This is a genomic window from Bacillus sp. EKM206B (assembly GCF_011066015.1).
In the GTDB taxonomy this organism is placed as follows: Bacteria; Bacillota; Bacilli; order Bacillales; family Bacillaceae; genus Bacillus; species Bacillus velezensis.
Window position 1 is genome coordinate 36,989 of the sequence record NZ_JAAMNL010000008.1, and the last position, 19,415, is coordinate 56,403.

Consider the following 19,415-nt stretch of genomic DNA (forward strand, 5'->3'; position numbering starts at 1 on the left):
TTTTTTGAATATTTCCGTTATAATGAGTGGGGTATAGAAAGGGAGGGGCCAAAGGACATGTATCAGGCGAAGAAGATGTTGTTATTAGGATCAGGCGAGCTGGGGAAAGAAGTCGTCATTGAAGCGCAGCGGCTCGGGGTTGTCACTGTAGCCGTTGACAGCTATGAGCATGCTCCCGCCATGCAGGCCGCGCACAAAAGCTATGTGATTGATATGCTTGATAAAGCGCAGGTCAGAGAAGTCATTGAGAAAGAAAAACCGGACTTGATCGTGCCGGAAGTGGAAGCCATTGCGACGGATGAGCTGCTGAAGCTTGAGGAAGAAGGTTTTCACGTCATTCCGAATGCGCGTGCGGCAAAGCTGACGATGGACCGAGAAGGCATCAGACGGCTTGCGGCAGAGACGCTTCATCTTCCGACTGCCGGCTATGAATTCGCGAATACATATGAAGAATTTAAAGAAGCGGCGGAAACAATCGGCTTTCCGTGCGTGGTAAAACCGCTGATGAGCTCTTCCGGAAAAGGGCAAAGCGTGTGCCGCTCGGCTTCCGGGCTGAAAAGCTGCTGGGACATGGCGATGGAAGGCGGCCGGGTGAAAAACGGCCGGGTCATCGTTGAGGAATTCATTCCGTTTGAATCAGAAATCACTCTTCTGACAGTGCGCGCGGCGAACGGTACGTCCTTTTGCGCGCCGATCGGACATGAACAAAAAGACGGTGACTATATTGAATCATGGCAGCCTCATCATATGACGGAACAGCAGATCAAAGAGGCGAAACACATTGCGAAAAGCATAACGGACGAGCTCGGCGGATACGGTTTGTTCGGGGTGGAGCTTTTCCTTACTGAAGATAAAGTATATTTCAGCGAGGTGTCTCCCCGTCCGCATGATACGGGGCTCGTTACGCTTGTAACGCAGAATTTGTCGGAGTTTGCGCTGCATGTCCGCGCGGTATTGGGATTCCCGATTCCGGAAATCACTCAGCTCTCGCCGGGGGCAAGCCGTCCGCTGAAGGCGCCAAAAGAGCTTGCTGATTATGCGGTTGAAGGTTTGGAGAAGGCTTTGGGGGTAAAAAGCACTCAGGTCCGCGTATTCGGTAAACCCGTCACGAAAGTTGGACGCCGTATGGCGGTTGCGCTTTCTGCAGCTGAGACCGTTGAAGAAGCCAGAGAAAGAGCGGCCGAAGCTCTCAGTCATTTATCAATTACATAAAATGATCTTAAAAGGCGTTTTTACCGTAATGGTAAGGCGCCTTTTTTGTTTGGCAGACTATATACTGGAAAACGGGGTTGTGAGATAATGTATGAGGCCGTTTTGTGCCGGCTTTTTAATTCATGAAACTTTTTATGTCCGCAATCGTTATATGTAATGTTCTCATTTCACGGAGAAGGAAATAACAATACATCATACGGCTTTTCATTCATCAAGAACGGACAATCCGGATCGCGGCATGGAATATTGAAGCAGGGTAATCCGGAATAGAGGAATCCATGATTGCTTACCTTAATATGAACGGCGAAAAAACAAAAATCACCAGATTAGATTGTTCAAATAACACCAAATGCTGTATAATAAAAGAATTTGAATGATAGCATTGAAAGAATTTCATTTTATGTTTCCGTAAAATGGAGCCTTTATGCATACGCAGTCCGATTTGATATGGTTTTAATTGGAGGTTTGTGTAAACTGTGAATTATATACCTAGTATGATTACAATTGGAAATTTTATTTGCGGGCTCTTATCGATTCATTCCCTTTTGTATCATAATATACACTCTGCGGTGATCTTTATTTTCACCGGGATGTTTCTTGATTTCTTTGATGGTTTGGCCGCCCGTAAGCTGAACGCGGTATCGGAGATGGGAAGGGAGCTTGACTCTTTTGCTGATCTCGTGACGTTCGGCGTGGCGCCGTCCATGCTCGCTTACAGTGTTTCACTATATACGCTTCCGTTCATCGGAATTTTAATCGCGCTTTCCTACAGCATCTGCGGGATGATCCGTCTTTCCAGATTTAATATTGAACAAAGCAAGCTGCCGACGTTTATCGGGATGCCGATTCCGTTTGCGGGTATGTGTCTTGTCATTTTGAGCTTTATCAATAACGCTTTTCTTCTGGGGGCGGGAACGATCGCGCTCGGTTATTTAATGGTCAGCAATATTAAATTTCCGCACTTTAAAAAACAGGCGCCTGAAAACCTGGAGAGCAGAAGATGGAATTAGTTCAGCAATTAATATCCGATTACGGATATATCGCGATTTTTCTTATGCTGACACTCGGTATTATCGGATTGCCTATTCCGGATGAAGTCATGATGACGCTTGTGGGCTACTTCGCTCATATAAACGTGCTGAATTACGGGCTCTCCATTCTCATCAGCTTTATCGGAGCGCTCCTTGGGATGATTATCAGCTACTTCATCGGCAGAAAAGCCGGCCGCCCGTTTATTAATAAGTTCGGGAAATGGGTCGGCCTGAAGGAAAAGAGGATGGCGAAAGTAGACAGGTGGATGAAGAAGTACGGGCCGTACACCATTATTTTAGGTTATTTTATTCCCGGCATCAGACACGTGACCTGCTACTTTTCCGGAATCGGCAGAATGGAATTCAAAACCTACTTATGCTTCGCCGCCATCGGAGCGTTTTTATGGTGTTTTATTTTTATTACTATAGGAAAATTCATAGGAGTAATCAATGTTTAATACTGCCGCTAAAGTTCTTTACCGTTCATTGATTGAACTGACTAATAATCGATTGACGTCTTATCTCATTAAAAACTTCTGTGAATCGAAACTGAGCAAGCCGATGATTCCGCTGTTTTCCAAACACTATCGCATTAACTGGAATGAAACGGAACGCACGGCTTCTGACTTTGATTCACTGGCGTCATTTTTTATTCGTGATATTAATTTGAATCTCCGCCCCGTGGCAAAAGAGAAGAACGCCATCGTCAGCCCGGTGGACGGCGTCGTTCAGACGGTGGGCATGATTAATCCCAATCAAACTTTCATGGTAAAAGGGAAGGATTATTCGTTCGCCGAACTGACGGGGTTTAAAAGCGCCGATCACAAGTATAACGGCGGGTGTTTTGCCGTGCTTTACCTGAGTCCGAGACATTACCACCGCTTCCATTCTCCCGTCAGCTGCACGTATAAAAAGCTGGCCGAGCTGGGGAAACGCTCCTATCCCGTTAATACGATGGGGTTAAAGTACGGGAAAGATGTGCTCTCAAAAAATTACCGTTATGTGTACGAGCTGACCCGTGCTGATCAGCAGATGCTCATGATTCCGGTAGGTGCGATGAATATTAACTCGATCGTTCAGACAAACACCGGAAACCGGCTTGAGACGGGGGAAGAGCTGGGCTATTTTTCATTTGGATCGACCGTTATTTTAGTATTCGAGAAAGATATGTTTACCCCTTCGGATAACCTGACTGAAGGCCGTGAATTACAGGTCGGTCAGATCATCGGTTATGCGGAGTCACAGGAGGAGGCGTCCGCTTTATAAAAGCTGCTCCTCTTTTTTATATGGTGTAAGGAAGTGAACTTTATGGAAGAAAAGGATTTGGGAAAGCTGATCGAACAGTACCAGCATACAGGCGATCAGCAAATTCTTGAAGCGGTGCGGGAAGCATGCCGGCCTGTTGTTGAGGCGCTCATCTCAGAACTGGCTGAAGACAGCGCCGATCTTCTGCGGGCAAAAGGCCGTGAACGTTTTCCATTTATTATCGGCAAGTATCAGACCGCGGCCGGCCTTTCGCTTGAGACCTTTTTGCGCAATACGTATCGGTTTTATTTTCAGCAGGTTTTAAAAGGCGAAGCGTGACTGGAAGAAAGAGTACGGACGGAAATGTTCATCTTTCGCCTGTTTTCCTGTATGATATAGTATAGTGTGCGTGATCATTAATATAATTGAACAGGGTGTATAAATCATGGAAAAACAATATAGAGTTTTACTTTATTATAAATATGTAAAGATTGATGAGCCTGAAGAGTTCACGGCTCAGCATTTGAAGTTTTGTAAGGAGCTCGGTCTGTTAGGCCGTATTTTGATTTCTGAGGAAGGCATTAACGGCACGGTGTCCGGAACAGTTGAACAGACGGATCAATACATGAATGCGCTGAAAGCTGATCCGCGTTTTGCCGACATGCCGATCAAAATTGACGAGGCTGACGGCCATGCATTCCGCAAAATGTTTGTGCGCCATAAAAAAGAGCTGGTGACGCTTCGTCTCGAAGATGATGTTGATCCGAATGTCACGACGGGCAAGCATTTGAAACCGAAAGACTTTTATGAGCAAATGCAGGATCCTGACACGATCGTGATCGACGCCAGAAACGACTATGAGTATGACCTCGGTCATTTCCGCGGAGCGGTCAGACCTGATATTGAGGCGTTCCGTGAGCTGCCGGACTGGATTGAAGAACACAAAGACATGCTTGAAGGCAAAAAAATCCTCACGTACTGCACAGGCGGCGTACGCTGTGAGAAATTTTCCGGCTGGCTGCTGAAGCAGGGCTTTGAAGACGTGTCCCAGCTTGACGGCGGTATCGTCACTTACGGTAAAGATCCTGAAGTGCAAGGGCAGCTGTGGGACGGACAGTGCTATGTGTTTGACGAAAGAATCAGCGTACCGGTCAACCGCGTAGAGCACGTTATCATCGGAAAAGATTATTTCACGGGCGAGCCGTGCGAGCGTTATGTGAACTGCGCAAATCCGGCATGTAATAAAAAAATGATCTGCACACCTGAGAATGAATACAAATACATGCGCAGCTGCAGTCACGAATGCCGTACGAACGAACGCAACATGTATGTGAAAGAGCACGAAATGACTCAGGAAGAAATCAATGAACGCCTTGCTTTGATTGAAAAAGAGGATCATGCGGCGATTGATTAATAGAAAAGACCACCAATGAGGTGGTCTTTTTTGTGTTTACATACTTTCTGTCCGTGCGGTCTGGTCTGCCGTGACGGGTCCTTTATATGTGAAAGCTTTTTCCCATTTGGATACGACGATGCAGGCGACCGCATGGCCGGGCACGTTGACACCGGTTCGCGCCATGTCCATGACGCGGTCGACACCGGCAATGATGGCGACGCCTTCCGCAGGGAGACCGACGGCATTCGCTGTCGCCAGAAGCACGACGAGTGAGCCTGACGGGACGGCGGCAATGCCTTTGCTTGTCATGACGAGCACAAGCATCATCAGAAGCTGCTGAGAAAGCGGCATCTCCACATGAAACGCCTGCGCCAGGAAAATACAGGACACCGATAAATAGAGGCTGGAACCGTCACAGTTCAGCGATAAACCTGACGGAACCACAAAGGAGACGACCCGCTTCGGACAGCCGTATTTCTCCATCCGATCCATCAGCTGAGGCAGAATGGTTTCTGTGCTTGTCGTGGAGAAAGCGATCAAAAACAGATCCCAAATCATTTTCAGCACTTCAAAGTACTTGATTTTAAAGATAAGCCCCACGATCGGAAACAGAACGAAAAGTATCAGGAACAGCCCGAGGAACACAGTGCCGATCAGCTTCAGCATCGGGAGCAAAAGCGCGATTCCGAATTGTCCGACTGAGGCGGCCATCAGGGCGAGAACGCCGATCGGAGCGGTGACCATCACCATCTGCGTCAGCTTGAACATAATATTTGCCGTGGATTCAAAGAAACTCATGACAGGTGCGGAGGCTTTGCCGATGCCGGCTGCGGCAACACCGAATAGGATCGCGAAAAAAATGACGGCGAGAAGATCATTTTTCGCCATAACGTCAATGATGTTAACGGGGATAATATCAAGAAGCATTTGTTTCAGGTCGACTACTTTTTCCGTATAGCCGGAAAGCTCGTGAATATCTTTTTTAGCAAGATGAGAGAGGTTAAGGCCGACTCCCGGCTTCAGCACGTTCGCCAATAACAGACCGAGCGCCAGAACAAGCGTCGTAATCACTTCAAACCAAATAATCGTTTTGATGCCGAGACTGCCCATCTTTTTCATACTGCCGCTGCCGGCGGCTCCGATAACAATGGTCGAAAACACGATCGGCACGACAATCATTTTAATCAGGCGGATAAATCCGTCTCCGACGGGCCGCAGCGCCATCCCGAAATCCGGGAAGAAGTGGCCGATCAATGCTCCGATGGCTAAAGCGATCAAAATCTGGAATGCGATAAATTTTTTCAAGCGAATCCCCCTTTTACTTGCGCATTTCATACGTAATTCGTGAAGCAGGCGGCAACCACCTTCCTATCCGCCATAAATTTGTCACATGATTGACTGTGCGAAAGAAAGGATTGCTTTACATTATGTAAGCGCAATCATTTAATATGACAGAAAGTCCTCATTGAAAAAAAACAAGCAGAATAAAATAAAGTTAGATTTTCGCTTGAAAATATCAAAAATTTTGATAATTATCCTCTTATAAGTGGTATATTTGATATGATACGGTCAACTGCATCCTCATATATCTGTGCATACACGATTCAGGCAGAGAAAACAGGCAGCTTATAAAAGACTGAAAATTTGAACAATTATAAGAAAGGTGTGCTTTTGTTGAATCAACTGATTGAAAGACGTAAGGTCACAGCAAGAAAAGAAAAACCGGATTCCGCTTCATTGGGATTTGGCAAGTACTTCACAGATTATATGTTTGTTATGGATTACGATGAGGAGAGAGGGTGGCATGATCCGAGAATCACCCCTTATGAACCGGTCCATCTTGATCCGTCCGCATCGGTTTTCCATTACGGGCAGGCCGTATTTGAAGGGCTGAAGGCTTACAGGTCAGAAGACGGCCGGGTATTGATGTTCCGTCCTGACCAAAATATAAAACGGCTGAATAAATCGTTACGGCGGATGAGCATGCCGCCTCTTGACGAGAAGCTGGCGCTGGAGGCATTGATACAATTGGTGGAGCTGGAGCAGGAATGGATACCGATAGAAAAAGGAACCTCTTTATATATCCGTCCGTTTGTAATTGCGACTGAGCCTTCTTTAGGCGTCCGGCCGTCAAAGCGTTACAAGTTCATGGTTGTTCTGACGCCTGTCGGTTCGTATTACGGCGATCAGCTGAAACCGATCCGGATTTATGTGGAGGATGAGTATGTGCGTGCCGTCACCGGCGGAGTGGGCGACGTCAAAACGTCCGGAAATTATGCGGCCAGCTTACAGGCTCAGCGGAAAGCCGAAGAACTGGGGTATGATCAGGTGCTTTGGCTCGACGGGGTGGAAAAGAAATATGCCGAAGAGGTAGGGAGTATGAATATCTTTTTCATCATAAACGGAGAGGCCGTAACGCCGGCGTTAAACGGAAGCATTCTCGGGGGCATCACACGCGCATCTGTGATAGAGCTGTTAAAAAGCTGGGGCATCCGTGTCAGGGAAGAACAGGTCGCCATTGATGACATCTATGAGGCTGCGATGAGAGGCGAGGTGTCAGAGGTATTCGGTACGGGAACCGCGGCCGTCATCTCGCCGGTCGGCGCGCTGCACATTCACGGAGAAACGATTGAACTGAATAACGGTTTGATCGGTGAAGTGTCAGAAAGGCTCTATGAAACGATTGCCGGCATCCAAGTCGGGAAGGTGCGGGATTCGTTCAGATGGGTGGTTGAAGTATAAATGAAAAAAGAACCCTTGCGCTGCAGGGTTCTTTTTTTGGTTATTGGGATTTTACGGATTGCACGCGGGCTCTGCTTTTCCGGTTTTTCAAGTAATAAGCGGTGTAGCAAACGGCCATAAATGCAATTCCGCAATAAAGGGCGATGGCCTGGTTCGGATCAAAAGCGATGCCGATACAGGAGGCGAGGCATAGGAGAAAGGCCGCTATCGGTACGGCCGGATATCCCGGCGTCCTGTATTTCAAGTCTGAAAGCTGGTGCCCTTCTGTAAGAAACCGTCTTCGGAACAAAAATTGCGATGCGGCGATGCTCATCCACACAGCCACTACCGCAAATCCTGAGACGGAGACGAGAACAAGATAGACTGTATCCGCTGCAAATACGCTTGACAACAACGACAGAATGCCGCCGATCATACTGAAGATCAGAGCGTTAAAAGGAATGCCTTTAGAGGTCAGCCTGGCAAAGGCGGGATGAAGCTCCCCTTCTTTAGACAGGGACCACAGCATGCGTGATGACGCGTACAGCCCTGAATTGGCCGCAGACAGAAGCGCCGTTAAAATGACGAAATTCATCAGATCGGCCGCATAAGGCACGCCGACTCTGTCAAATACCGTGACGAACGGGCTTTCAATCACACCGGCTTCCTTGATGGAGATCATCCCTGACAGCACAAAAATCGTTCCGATAAAGAAAAGCGCCAGCCGCCAGACTGTGGTCTTAATGGCGCGCGGAACGGTTTTTTCCGGATCGGCGCTTTCCCCTGCGGCGATTCCGATCAATTCCGTCCCTGAAAAAGCAAAGTTTACTGAAAGCATCGTCATCAGTATCGGGAAAAAGCCATTTGGAAAAAGGTTGCCGCCATCCGTAAAGTTCGACAGCATAGGTGCGGCCTCACCGCTTTTCATCGGGACGATGCCGAACATCGCCGCTCCGCCCAATAAAATAAACAGTAAGATGGCTAAGACTTTAATGCTTGAGAACCAAAACTCTGATTCAGCAAAAAATTTCACGGAGAAGGCGTTTAATAAAAAGATGAAAAGAGCGAATACCGCACTCCACATCCAAACTGAAGTATGCGGGAACCAACGCTGCATGAAAAGCCCGGCCGCCGTGAATTCAGAGCCCAGCGCCACCGCCCACGTCAGCCAGTACAGCCATGCGACCGTAAAGCCCGTCGCGGGCCCGATATAGGTCTTCGCATAGGTGTGGAATGCGCCCGTCACCGGCATGGCCACTGACAGTTCACCAAGGCAAAGCATGACAAGATAGACGATGCCCGCGCCCAAAAGGTAAGCGAAAATGGTGCCAGCCGGACCCGCCTGATGAATGGTATATCCAGAGCTTAAAAACAGCCCCGTTCCGATCACACCTCCGAGTGACAGCATAAAGAGGTGTCTGCTTTTCATACTTCTCTGAAAATTCGTCTCGTTCTTGTTGTTCATTGTTTTCCAACTTTCTGCGAGGGCCGTTCTAATAAAAAATCTCATGCCGGCGAACGGCACGAGATTCCGGCGAACCGGCTTTTTGAATAGAATATACAAACTATTCCGATTAGTCAAGTTGTTTTTAAGGTCTTGGCCCAATCGGCAATGGCCTGAATGTCCGCAGGTTTCGTCCGGCAGCAGCCGCCGATCAGGCTCACGCCGTTTTCGTACCAGCCTTGCGCGCTTTTTCCGAAATGGTTTTCGCACGCTGCGCCTTTCCAGGTTTTTGTCACTGGGTCATATTGTTCGCCGGAGTTCGGATAGGCGATAATCGGTTTGGATGCTGACCGTTTGATTTCTTCTATCAGCGGCGGAATATGTTCAATCGGTGTGCAGTTGATGCCGATCGCTGCGATTTGGCTGCAGGAGTCAAGCAGGGCCGCGCATTCGGAAATTGGCGTGCCTTCGCTGATATGCCGTCCGTCTTTGGCGCTGAAGCTGATCCATGCATAAGTGCCGGGGAATTCCTCCAGCAGCCTTGTGATCGCTTTTGCTTCTGACAGGCACGGAATGGTCTCACAGGCCAAAAGATCGGCGCCGGATTCTATGAGGGCTTTCATCCGGGGGCGGTGAAAGCTGATCAGCTCATCCTCCGTCAGTCCGTAATGCCCGCGATATTCAGAGCCGTCAGCGAGGCTCGCGCCGTAAGGTCCGATAGAAGCGGCGACCAAAGGTTTGGGCCGGTGTAAACGGTTTTCTTCATGCGCCCAAAATTCATCGCGTGCTTGTGCGGCAAGTTCAACAGATGTCTGAATGAGACGTATCGCATCGGTTTCCGGGATGCCGCGCGCTGCAAATCCTTCAATTGTCGATTGATAACTGGCGGTGATCGCGCAATCAGCGCCGGCGGCAAAATATTCTGCATGCACCTGTTTGATCAGTTCTGGCCTCTCCAAAAGAATTTTGGCCGACCACAGATCGTCATGTAAATCACAGCCCATCCGCTCAAGCTCGGTTGCCATCGCGCCGTCTATGATCATAACCGGGTATTCATTTAATATTTGTGTAATGGGATTCATAGGCCTTCCTTTCTGACTTTACTGAAAATATATAAAAAGGGTAATGGACGCTATTCTCTTTGTCAATGAACCGGCAGAAAAAAGGTGTTCAGGACGCTGCCCGAACACCTTTTGTTTAGGAAATGTGTTTGCCTTTCGCACTTTTCGCGATGTCTGAATACTCCCAGCAGTCGATCCCGTCATCATCAGGGAGCACATCTCTGTAAAAGACAGGGTCCTTTCCGGCTTTCTTTTGCCGGGCATAATCGCTCAAAGCGGCAAACGCTTTTTTCGACAGAAGGAAAATCGCGATTAAGTTCACGACCACCATTAAGCCCATGAACAAGTCAGCCATATCCCACACAAGCTGGACTTTGGAAATACAGCCGAACAGTACCATTCCGAGCACGCAGATGCGGTAAATGAACAGCCATTTTTTGTTCTGGCTTAAAAATCCGATATTGGTTTCTCCGTAATAATAGTTGCCCATCAGAGCGCTGAAGCCGAACAAAAGCATTAAGACGGCAAGGAAACCTGACGCCCATGCGCCGACATGATCGCTCAAGGCGGCCTGAGAAAGCGCGATGCCGCTCAGTCCCGGCTGGTGATACGCGTCTGAAAATAAAATGATAAGCGCCGTGCTTGTACAAATGACGAGTGTATCCGTCAGGACGCCGAATGCCTGAATGAGCCCCTGTTTCACCGGGTGGCTCGTTGTAGCTGTCGCCGCCGCGTTCGGAGCGCTTCCCATACCCGCTTCATTTGAGAAAATCCCGCGTCTTACACCTTGCATCAAGGCCGCACCTAAAGCGCCGCCCGCTGCCTGATCAATGCCGAACGCATTTTTTACGATTAGCGACAGAACGCCGGGCAATTGGGTGATGTTCGTCAGAATGACAAAGAAAGCGACACCGATATATAAAACGGCCAAGACGACTACGATGTATTCCGCCATTTTCGCAATTCGTTTGACGCCGCCGAAAATCACGCCGCCGAAAACCACGATTAAAATAATGCCCAATGTAAGCCGGCTGGTGCCGAATGCGTTTTGAAAGGCGACGCTGATCGTATTGGATTGAACGGAATTAAAAACAACCCCGAATGACAGTGTGATTAATACGGCGAACAGCGCGCCCATCCAGCGTTTCTTCAGGCCCTTTTCCATGTAATAGGCCGGGCCCCCGCGGAATCCGTTTTGATCTTTTACTTTATAAATTTGGGCCAGCGTGCTTTCAACAAAGCTTGAAGCCGAACCGATGACTGCGATAATCCACATCCAGAAAATAGCGCCCGGACCGCCGAGTGAGATCGCAATGGCGATTCCGGTAATATTCCCGGTTCCGACACGCGCCGCCATACTGATGCAAAATGCCTGAAACGGGGAAATGCTGTTTTTTGTCCGGGCGGCCGCGCCTTCCTTCAAAACCCGGATCATTTCCTTCAGCATGCGGACTTGCAGACCCTTTGATCTGAACGTAAAAAACAGTCCCAGAGAAAGAAGCAGTACGATTAACAGTTTTGACCATAAAAAATCATTTGTCGAGCCGATTACATTTTCAAGGAATTCCTGCATCCAATCACCTCTTGGTTCGTTTGATTAAAAAATACTGAGCTCCCACTCCTGTGCGATATGTTTCAGCAGCATGCCGCCGGTCAGGCTGTTGCCGTATTCATCAATGGCCGGACCGTAAATGCCGATGCCGCAGCCGTTATGAAAAGGCTGTTCTCTTCTGGCGCTTGGGGGAACCAATGCCATAATGCCGCCGGATACCCCGCTTTTGGCCGGGACGCCGACGAAAGCCGCATATTTGCCTGACGCATTGTACATTCCGCACGTCAGCATCAGGGCTTTGGCGAGTTTCGCGACATCTTTCGGAATGACCTGTTCCCGTCGGATCGGATGGTATCCGTCATGCGCAAGTATCAATCCGATTAAAGCGATGTCCTCGGTTGTACCCTCCATGGCGCACTGCTTTAAATACACTTCAAGCGTTTCTTCCACATCCGCCTCGAGAAAGTTCGTTTCTTTTAAATAGTAGGCGAGCGCTCTGTTCCGATGCGCGGTCTGCCATTCAGAACGGAAGACCTCCTCGTGAATGTGAGGGCGTTTTCCTATTAATTTTTCAAAAACGGAAAAGAGATATTCTAATTTATCATGCGCCGTTTCACCCGGAAGCAGCGAGGCGACGGTAATGGCGCCGGCATTGATCATCGGGTTGAAGGGCTTCCCGGGTTTATGGATTTCAAGCCGGATGATAGAATTAAACGCATCACCCGTCGGTTCCACGTCCACACGATCCAGCACGTAAGAAATGCCTCTGTTCATGCAGGCGGCAATAAAGCTGATGACTTTTGAGATGCTCTGCAATGTGAACGGGACATTCCATTCACCGGCATGAATCATTGAGCCATCCGGCTCTAATATGCAAATGCCCAGCTGAGAGTCGTTGATTTCTCCGAGGGCGGGTATATAATTTGCGCTTTTTCCATTGACGGAAAACGGTCGGTAATGCTCGACCCAATCTTGTAAAAGTGAAGCCAGTTCCTCTTTTTCAAGGCGCTCTCTGACCATATCTTTCATAACATTCCTCCTCTATTGCAAGCCTGTCCGAAGCGGAAACCGGTCTTGGAAAACGTTTTCAAAAATAGCGTGTTCCATGTTAATGTATAATGACATCTACAGAATCATACAAAATACGACAAAATCATTCTTAAAATAAGCCGATAGATTTATAAATCAGCCGGAGCGTCCCGCCATTCGGGTCTAAAGAAATTTGCGGACTGTATCGGTCTTGTTCAAAATAGACAGAAGAAGGAAGTGATTATGATCAGGCTCGACTATTTACTGAAAAAAGACGGCTATCTTTTCGCCCTTATGCTGATCACCGTGCCGCTGGCGGGGGAACTGAAATTTTACCCCCTGAATGAGGTATATCGGATCAGCTTCGGCGCCCCGGCTTTTTTCTTTTTTCTGCTGCTGCTTCGGCATGTGCCGGCAGTATTGTCAGGGCTGTTGACAGGTGCAGCCGTTGTGGCATTCCGGATCGGCCTGGAGTGCTGGGGAGGAGAGCATGCCGGCTTTACGGAGGCTTTTTTCAGCCAATATCCCAGTTTCTTTTTTTACTTTACATATGCCTGCTTGTTTTATGTGCTGAAGGTCAGGCTTTTTTGGGATCGGCCGCTGATGATCGGGTTTCTCGGTTTTCTCATTGAAATTGCGTCCGATGCCGTTGAAATGACGGTTCAGTTTTCCGGCGGCCGGCAGATTATGATGCCGGACAAGCTGGCGGATATTGCGGTTATCGCTGTTTCTCACACATTTATTGTGCTGAGTTTTTTCAACGTGATGAAGCTGCACGAATCTCAGGTCAGGGAAAAACAAACGAGAAAGCAGCATGAGCACATGCTGATGATTGTGTCCAACTTATATGAAGAAACGATTCATTTGAAAAAAACGCTGAAAACGACGGAGCATGTGACGAAAGAATCCTATCAGCTATATCGGGAAATGAGCGGGAACGACCGGGAGCTCGGGAGCCGAATGCTGCGCCTTGCGGGAGAAATTCATGAAGTGAAAAAAGACAATCAGCGAATATTCGCCGGTTTGTCGAAGCTGATTTCCAATGAGAGATTCCGGGATTACATGAATGCCGCCGCTCTGGTCGGCATCGTCATCCGAATCAATGAAAAATACGCCGAATCTTTAGGCAAGGACATTCAATTCCGGAGCGTGATTGAAGGAGAACATCCCGATTATCACGTCTTTACCGTCCTGTCGATCTTAAATAACCTGACCGCCAATGCCGTCGAAGCCATGGGAGACAGGGGTGAGATCCGCCTCGCGCTGCGCAGGACGGAAGGAGAAAAGGCTGAATTTCAGGCGGAAGATGACGGCCCCGGCATTCCGGAAAAAATAGGAGAGGTCGTTTATGATCCCGGGTTTACATCCAAATACGATGAATTCGGCACACCTTCAACGGGCATCGGGCTTACTTACGTGAAGGAAATTGTAACTGAACTTGACGGAGACATTTCCTTTCATAACAAGCCAAAAGGCGTCATATTTACGATTAAACTGCCGGTGAAGCATTTGATTGCAGAAAGGATGAACTCATAATATGCGTTTTTTTATAGCTGATGATGACCGGGCGATCCGTTCCATTTTAAAACAGATGATCGAGGACGAGGACTTAGGCGAAGTCGTCGGTGAGGCTGAGGACGGAAGCCAGATTGAAGGGCATTATCTCCATTTTAAACAAGTCGATATTTTATTAATTGATCTGCTGATGCCGGGTCGGGACGGGATTGAGACGATCCGGCATCTTCAGGGATCGTACAACGGAAAAGCGGTGATGATATCGCAGGTGGAGGCAAAGGAAATGGTGGGAGAAGCTTATTCTCTCGGCATCGAATACTTTATCCACAAACCGATCAACAAAATCGAGATCGTCACCGTTTTGCGAAAAGTAAAAGAGCGGATTGAACTGGAAACCTCGATCGGCGATATCCAACACTCGTTAAGCCGTCTTATTCAGCGGAATGAGCCGAAAAAAAGCGGGCCGGGGGGGATGCACGAGAAATCAATCAAAGAAACAGGAAAATTTCTTTTATCGGAATTAGGCATCGTGGGAGAAAGCGGGGCGCATGACCTCATGACCGTCCTTCACTATTTATTTGAGGATGAACAGGCGGAAAGAAACATCCCGTCTTTAAAGCAGATGTTTACAAACGTCGCCATCCGGAAGCTGGGGCCTGCGGCGGCACAAGCCGAGGTTAACAGAGAAATCAAAGCCTCGGAACAGCGGATCAGAAGGGCCGTCATTCATTCGTTAAACCATTTCGCTTCATTGGGCACAACTGATTTTTCAAACCCCAAATTTGAATATTACGCCTCGAAATTCTTTGATTTCCCCGCTGTCAGCAAGAGAATGAAAGAAATGCAGGCTAAGGAAACCGTGCCGCTTTCTCCGGTTAAAGTGAATATGAAAAAATTCATTCACGTCTTCTTTTTGGAGGCGAAAGATTTACGCGAAGGATCAAAATTTGTCAGCGGAGGCAGCCGGTAAGCTGGGCTTTGGAAAAGATGGCAAACGTGGATAAATGACAGCTCGTACTGGCTTGATTTTTTCCGCGCTGATCCATGGCTTGCACCCTCCGCATATTTTTGTAAACGAAAATCAGCATGTGACAGAATGGCAGGCCGCTTACCCTGTGGAAACGGCGAAGTTTGCGCTTCAGACGGGGCAAGAGGAGCATATGCAAATGGCGCGGGACATGCTCGGCCTGACCGATCCAAAAGGTTATTGACTTCCGCCGGATGACAGCGTATGATACATTTTAAAATAAAAGAACGGATGAACAATGCTGAGGAAGAGTAAGTACGCATCAGCGCGCGGGGTTCAGAGAGTCGGTGGCCGCTGTGAACCGATCCCCGTCCGGTGCCGAATGGGCTTCTGAATTGCTGTGCTGAAATGACAGTAGGCGGTGCCGGGATTCTTTCCCCGTTATCAAGAAAGGAGTATTGAAACCGTGTGTTTCTGTACTTTTTGAGCGAATGGCTCTTCAGCCGTTAATAAAGGTGGCACCGCGAAAACCTCGTCCTTTGATGGACGGGGTTTTTTGTATTGTTAAGGAGGTGATGGCCATGGAAAGTGACTGGAGACGGACAGACAATCAAAAAAGGAGGGATATTCATGGTGATCGCAACCGACGATCTTGAGCTCACGTGTCCGCATTGTGAAGGAACCGGCGAGGAGAAAGAAGGGACGCCCTGTCCGAAGTGCGGCGCGAAGGGCGTCATATTGACCGCTCAAGGAAACACGCTGCTGCATTTTATCAGAAAGCATATTGATCAGTGAAATCAAACGAAAAAGGCCGTTATCCGGCCTTCATGCTGTCGAGAAAATCTCGACAGCCTTTATTTTTCCCTTGTCATAAAATAAAAGAAAGACTGAAAAAAACGGTTTCTTTCTCATGTTCCACACAAGAAATTTTTCTCAAAACAGAGCCGAATTCGTTCTGTTTGACCAACTCGTCGAAGAGGATCACCTTCTTCGAAAAATTGATAAATACATAGACTTCTCTTTCATCGTTGAAAAGGTCACACCTTACTGCAGCGAAAATAAAGACCGCCCCTCACTTGATCCGCTGATCTTATTCAAAATGATGTTGAAGATTGCCACATACCCAGCCAAGCAAAGCTAGGCATGCGGGAGTGCTTTTTCTGCACCTGAAATCAAATGAATATGTAAAGAAACAGCACAAAACAAAAAAGCTTGTAGAAAAAACATCGTTTTCTCTACAAGCTGCTTTTTCATTCTTCAAAATAAGGATTCACGTGGATGAGCACTTCTTCAACATCTGAAAAGTGTCTTTGGATTTCATTTCGGATTTCGCGGGCAATATCGTGTCCCTGCTTAATCGTCAAATCATGATCCAAAGATAAGCGGACATCAAGCAATTTATAGTGGCCGTGTTCTCTTGCTCGGATTTTATCGAGCCGTTTGACTTGAGGGCAGTGCAAAATAACGGCTTTATATTCCTCTATCAGTTCGGGATCAACACTTTTTTCCATGAGAACGTCAACAGACGGCCTGATTAATCCCATTGAAATCTTAAAAATGAGGTAAGCCACGATGACACTGGCAATTGCATCGGCGTACAACAGATAGGACCATCCGCGTGTGTTCCCGATAATCGCCAATAGGACGCCGATAAAAGCGGCAAGAGAGGCAACGATATCGCCTTTATGATCGTATGCAATCGCTATAATCGCTTTACTGTTCCATTTTTCCCCTTGTTTGATCGAATAACGATATAAGATCTGCTTAGCCACGTAGGATATCAGAGCCGCAAACAATGCGCTGTATTGCGGGATGCTTGGACCTTCAACAAAGGACGAAATCGCTTCTATCAGAATATACACGGAAACGAGCATTAATATGATTCCTACAATCGCTTCGCTGATGACCTCAGCTTTGCCATGCCCGAAAGGATGGTCTTGATCGGGCGGCTTATTAGAAATGCCGATGACGGCCAGGACAGCAATTGAAGCCACGACATCCGCTGCAGAATGTATACCGTCGGCAAAAACTGCTTCACTATCGCCTATCAGTCCAAAAAAGATCTTTCCTGCCATTAAGATCAGATTGGCTATCAATGCAATCAAAGCAACTTTTTTGCTTATTTGTTCTCTTTCACTTGTCATTTTTTCCTCCTATAAAACTGCACAAAAAAATAGAGGCGCTTTTGATTCGCTCTCCGTATCCTTTCTTGTGTAATCACTTTGCTTATCGTACCAATTCAGCTTCGAGTGGGTCTATAGCAAGGTTGTTTCCTGTTTACTAATAAATAAGGTGACAGAAAAAAAGTTGGAGCAGAGCTAAACAGTACACAGACAAAATGGCGCTGAATTTAAAAATGAACTGTTGACATTTGAGTATTTATCTTTTATTATTATCTCGAATTCAAGATTTTTTAATTCAAGATAATTTAGTTAGAGTGCAGGATAAGAACCTGCTGATCGTTTGAATCACGAAAAGATCAGTGAAGAGAACGTTTCGTTTTTTGATCATATGTTATTTGGTTTTTTATACTATAATATCTCGAATTCGAGATAAAGGGGGTACGAGGGAAATGGCTGAATTTGTACAGCTAGTGAATGAAAGAAGATCTGCAAGCAATTTTCTTCCAGATCATCCAATCACAAGAGATGAGCTCAATGAAATGTTTGAATTGGTTGCGTTGGCTCCATCAGCTTTTAATTTGCAGCACACAAAATATGTGACGGTTCTTGACCCGGATGTAAAAGAAAAGCTGAAGCAGGCCGCAAACGGACAATATAAAGTGTTTAGCTCATCAGCTGTTCTTTTGGTTTTAGGGAATAAGCAGGCATATCAGCAAGCGGCTGACATCTATGAAGGATTGAAGATGCTGGGGGTATTAAATAAACAAGAGTATGATCACATGGTTCAAGACACCGTTTCGTTTTATGAAAACAGAGGAGAACCATTTAAGAGAGATGAGGCGATAAGAAATGCTTCACTTTCTGCGATGATGTTTATGCTGAGTGCTAAGGAAAAAGGATGGGACACCTGTCCGATGATAGGGTTTGATGCTGAAGCCGTGAAACAGATTTTGAATATAGATGATCAATTTGAGGTCGTCATGATGATTACAATCGGGAAAGAAAAAATAGAAAGCAGAAGGCCGCGCGGCTACCGAAAGCCTGTGAATGAGTTTGTGGAGTATATTTAACTATTTGTAAAGGAGCAAATAAAAATGGCGAAAAAAACGATGGGCATCCATCATATTACAGCAATTGTCGGTCACCCTCAAGAGAATGCTGATTTCTACGCTGGAGTGCTGGGGCTGCGATTGGTCAAGCAAACGGTCAATTTTGATGATCCGGGTACGTATCACCTTTATTTTGGGGATGAAGGCGGGAAGCCGGGAACAATCATCACATTCTTTCCATGGGCGGGCGCCCGCCAAGGCATCATTGGAGACGGACAGGTTGGCGTGACATCTTACGCCGTGCCGAAGGGTGCCATGGAAATTTGGGAAAAGAGACTTTAAAAGTTCAACATTCCATACACAAAAATCGAGCGTTTTGGAGAACAATATATAGAATTTGATGACCCGCACGGTCTGCACTTGGAAATCGTGGAAAGAGAAGAAGGAGAAGCCAATACGTGGACGTTCGGAGACGTAACCCCGGATGTTGCCATTAAAGGCTTTGGCGGTACGACCCTGTTATCAGCACAGCCTGAAAAAACAGGTGAACTGCTGGAAAACATCATGGGGCTTGAGCGAGTCGGCAAGGAAGGAGACTTTGTTCGTTATCGTTCTGCCGGTGATATCGGGAATGTGATTGATCTTAAATTAACGCCGATCGGCCGCGGACAAATGGGTGTCGGCACAGTGCATCACATCGCTTGGCGGGCTCAGGATGACGAAGATCAATTAGATTGGCAAAGATTCATTGCTGTGCACGGATATGGTGTGACTCCTGTTCAGGATAGAAACTATTTTAATGCGGTTTACTTCAGAGAACATGGGGAAATCTTATTTGAAATCGCAACTGATCCGCCGGGCTTTGCCCATGATGAGTCACAAGAAACAATGGGCGGAAAATTGATGCTCCCTGAGCAGTATGAACCGCATCGGGCACAAATTGAACAAGGGCTGCTGCCGTTTGAAGTAAGGGAACTAGATTAGTCTTAATGACTGCTGACGCATGAAGAAAAAGAAAGAGACATACATTTAACAGATGTTTGCTGGAAGCGACTGTTGGTAAACAGCTG

General features: G+C 47.3%; 17 protein-coding genes, 3 pseudogenes and 1 other annotated feature. Of the genes and pseudogenes, 14 read left to right on the top strand and 6 right to left on the bottom strand.

Translation table 11 applies throughout. From position 1 onward, the window contains the following. Positions 1-57 precede the first annotated feature (57 nt). The 6 genes from purT to trhO all read left to right on the top strand — a co-directional run bounded on the left by purT (position 58) and on the right by trhO (position 4,902). Complete coding sequence (purT, locus tag G9F50_RS14970; protein WP_032870218.1) at positions 58-1,212, top strand: phosphoribosylglycinamide formyltransferase 2; 1,155 nt, start codon at positions 58-60, stop codon at positions 1,210-1,212. 476 nt (positions 1,213-1,688) lie between these two features. Next, entirely contained in the window at positions 1,689-2,222 is a 534-nt protein-coding gene (gene pssA, locus G9F50_RS14975) for a CDP-diacylglycerol--serine O-phosphatidyltransferase (protein ID WP_003156712.1), read from the top strand. Next, positions 2,213-2,701: a DedA family protein gene (locus tag G9F50_RS14980; protein ID WP_025650172.1), complete on the top strand. Its 489-nt coding sequence runs from the start codon at positions 2,213-2,215 to the stop codon at positions 2,699-2,701. Before pssA ends, G9F50_RS14980 begins: the two co-directional genes overlap by 10 nt. Next, positions 2,694-3,509 (top strand): phosphatidylserine decarboxylase, encoded by an 816-nt coding sequence (locus G9F50_RS14985; RefSeq protein WP_060563009.1) that lies wholly within the window; start codon positions 2,694-2,696, stop codon positions 3,507-3,509. The genes G9F50_RS14980 and G9F50_RS14985 overlap by 8 nt, the downstream gene beginning before the upstream one ends. Before the next feature lie 42 nt (positions 3,510-3,551). Further along, a complete protein-coding gene (locus G9F50_RS14990; protein ID WP_060563010.1) occupies positions 3,552-3,827 on the top strand; it encodes a hypothetical protein in 276 nt (91 codons plus the stop codon). A gap of 106 nt (positions 3,828-3,933) precedes the next feature. Then, the gene (gene trhO, locus G9F50_RS14995; protein ID WP_025853808.1) at positions 3,934-4,902 is read left to right on the top strand and encodes an oxygen-dependent tRNA uridine(34) hydroxylase TrhO; all 969 of its coding nucleotides are present in this window, start codon (positions 3,934-3,936) and stop codon (positions 4,900-4,902) included. Between the two features lie 36 nt (positions 4,903-4,938). On the opposite strand, the gene gltP is transcribed toward trhO, so the two are convergent. Then, positions 4,939-6,189, bottom strand: coding sequence for a glutamate-aspartate/proton symporter GltP (gltP, locus tag G9F50_RS15000; protein ID WP_014304261.1), 1,251 nt, complete (start codon positions 6,187-6,189; stop codon positions 4,939-4,941). A gap of 369 nt (positions 6,190-6,558) precedes the next feature. Here gltP and G9F50_RS15005 point away from each other — a divergent pair, with 369 nt between their 5' ends. After that, complete coding sequence (locus tag G9F50_RS15005; RefSeq protein ID WP_060563011.1) at positions 6,559-7,626, top strand: branched-chain amino acid aminotransferase; 1,068 nt, start codon at positions 6,559-6,561, stop codon at positions 7,624-7,626. 40 nt (positions 7,627-7,666) lie between these two features. Here the strand turns inward: G9F50_RS15005 and G9F50_RS15010 are convergent, their stop codons facing one another. From G9F50_RS15010 to G9F50_RS15025, 4 genes are all read right to left on the bottom strand, one after another. Continuing rightward, on the bottom strand, positions 7,667-9,070 hold the full coding sequence (locus G9F50_RS15010) for an amino acid permease (RefSeq protein ID WP_162262651.1): 1,404 nt from the start codon (positions 9,068-9,070) through the stop codon (positions 7,667-7,669). A 113-nt stretch (positions 9,071-9,183) separates the two neighbouring features. After that, entirely contained in the window at positions 9,184-10,131 is a 948-nt protein-coding gene (gene mmuM / locus G9F50_RS15015) for a homocysteine S-methyltransferase (RefSeq protein ID WP_015239082.1), read from the bottom strand. Positions 10,132-10,246: 115 nt separating this feature from the next. Beyond that, positions 10,247-11,683: an alanine/glycine:cation symporter family protein gene (locus G9F50_RS15020; protein WP_060563013.1), complete on the bottom strand. Its 1,437-nt coding sequence runs from the start codon at positions 11,681-11,683 to the stop codon at positions 10,247-10,249. A gap of 24 nt (positions 11,684-11,707) precedes the next feature. Beyond that, the gene (locus tag G9F50_RS15025) at positions 11,708-12,691 is read right to left on the bottom strand and encodes a glutaminase (protein ID WP_007409011.1); all 984 of its coding nucleotides are present in this window, start codon (positions 12,689-12,691) and stop codon (positions 11,708-11,710) included. Positions 12,692-12,934: 243 nt separating this feature from the next. Here G9F50_RS15025 and glnK point away from each other — a divergent pair, with 243 nt between their 5' ends. From glnK to G9F50_RS15050, 5 genes and pseudogenes are all read left to right on the top strand, one after another. After that, the gene (gene glnK, locus G9F50_RS15030; RefSeq protein ID WP_052827007.1) at positions 12,935-14,227 is read left to right on the top strand and encodes a two-component system sensor histidine kinase GlnK; all 1,293 of its coding nucleotides are present in this window, start codon (positions 12,935-12,937) and stop codon (positions 14,225-14,227) included. A gap of 1 nt (position 14,228) precedes the next feature. Beyond that, positions 14,229-15,176, top strand: a complete 948-nt coding sequence (glnL, locus tag G9F50_RS15035; protein ID WP_060563014.1) for a glutamine utilization two-component system response regulator GlnL — start codon at positions 14,229-14,231, stop codon at positions 15,174-15,176. A gap of 6 nt (positions 15,177-15,182) precedes the next feature. Beyond that, a pseudogene (locus tag G9F50_RS15040) lies at positions 15,183-15,417 on the top strand (hypothetical protein); the annotation flags it as partial. 48 nt (positions 15,418-15,465) lie between these two features. Further along, positions 15,466-15,716, top strand: a binding site (T-box leader). Positions 15,717-15,803: 87 nt separating this feature from the next. Further along, positions 15,804-15,968, top strand: coding sequence for a tryptophan RNA-binding attenuator protein inhibitory protein (locus tag G9F50_RS15045; protein WP_007409016.1), 165 nt, complete (start codon positions 15,804-15,806; stop codon positions 15,966-15,968). A gap of 115 nt (positions 15,969-16,083) precedes the next feature. Then, positions 16,084-16,278 (top strand): annotated as a pseudogene (locus G9F50_RS15050) (transposase); the annotation flags it as partial. 145 nt (positions 16,279-16,423) lie between these two features. On the opposite strand, the gene G9F50_RS15055 reads toward G9F50_RS15050, so the two are convergent. Next, positions 16,424-17,317 carry a cation diffusion facilitator family transporter gene (locus G9F50_RS15055; RefSeq protein ID WP_060563016.1) on the bottom strand — a complete coding sequence of 298 codons (894 nt, stop codon included), beginning with the start codon at positions 17,315-17,317 and terminating at the stop codon, positions 16,424-16,426. Between the two features lie 428 nt (positions 17,318-17,745). On the opposite strand from G9F50_RS15055, the gene G9F50_RS15060 reads away from it, so the two are divergent. Further along, a complete protein-coding gene (locus G9F50_RS15060) occupies positions 17,746-18,366 on the top strand; it encodes a nitroreductase family protein (protein ID WP_060563017.1) in 621 nt (206 codons plus the stop codon). Positions 18,367-18,390: 24 nt separating this feature from the next. Further along, positions 18,391-19,329, top strand: a pseudogene (locus tag G9F50_RS15065) (ring-cleaving dioxygenase). The last annotated feature ends 86 nt before the right edge of the window (positions 19,330-19,415 follow it).

Coding starts and splice junctions, on each gene's coding strand:
- G9F50_RS14990 (WP_060563010.1), top strand. CDS start 3,552: ATGGAAGAAAAGGATTTGGGAAAGCTGATCGAACAGTACCAGCATACA.
- G9F50_RS15020 (WP_060563013.1), bottom strand. CDS start 11,683: ATGCAGGAATTCCTTGAAAATGTAATCGGCTCGACAAATGATTTTTTA.
- trhO (WP_025853808.1), top strand. CDS start 3,934: ATGGAAAAACAATATAGAGTTTTACTTTATTATAAATATGTAAAGATT.
- mmuM (WP_015239082.1), bottom strand. CDS start 10,131: ATGAATCCCATTACACAAATATTAAATGAATACCCGGTTATGATCATA.
- G9F50_RS15055 (WP_060563016.1), bottom strand. CDS start 17,317: ATGACAAGTGAAAGAGAACAAATAAGCAAAAAAGTTGCTTTGATTGCA.
- G9F50_RS15045 (WP_007409016.1), top strand. CDS start 15,804: ATGGTGATCGCAACCGACGATCTTGAGCTCACGTGTCCGCATTGTGAA.
- glnL (WP_060563014.1), top strand. CDS start 14,229: ATGCGTTTTTTTATAGCTGATGATGACCGGGCGATCCGTTCCATTTTA.
- purT (WP_032870218.1), top strand. CDS start 58: ATGTATCAGGCGAAGAAGATGTTGTTATTAGGATCAGGCGAGCTGGGG.
- glnK (WP_052827007.1), top strand. CDS start 12,935: ATGATCAGGCTCGACTATTTACTGAAAAAAGACGGCTATCTTTTCGCC.
- G9F50_RS14980 (WP_025650172.1), top strand. CDS start 2,213: ATGGAATTAGTTCAGCAATTAATATCCGATTACGGATATATCGCGATT.
- G9F50_RS15010 (WP_162262651.1), bottom strand. CDS start 9,070: ATGAACAACAAGAACGAGACGAATTTTCAGAGAAGTATGAAAAGCAGA.
- G9F50_RS15060 (WP_060563017.1), top strand. CDS start 17,746: ATGGCTGAATTTGTACAGCTAGTGAATGAAAGAAGATCTGCAAGCAAT.
- G9F50_RS14985 (WP_060563009.1), top strand. CDS start 2,694: ATGTTTAATACTGCCGCTAAAGTTCTTTACCGTTCATTGATTGAACTG.
- G9F50_RS15025 (WP_007409011.1), bottom strand. CDS start 12,691: ATGAAAGATATGGTCAGAGAGCGCCTTGAAAAAGAGGAACTGGCTTCA.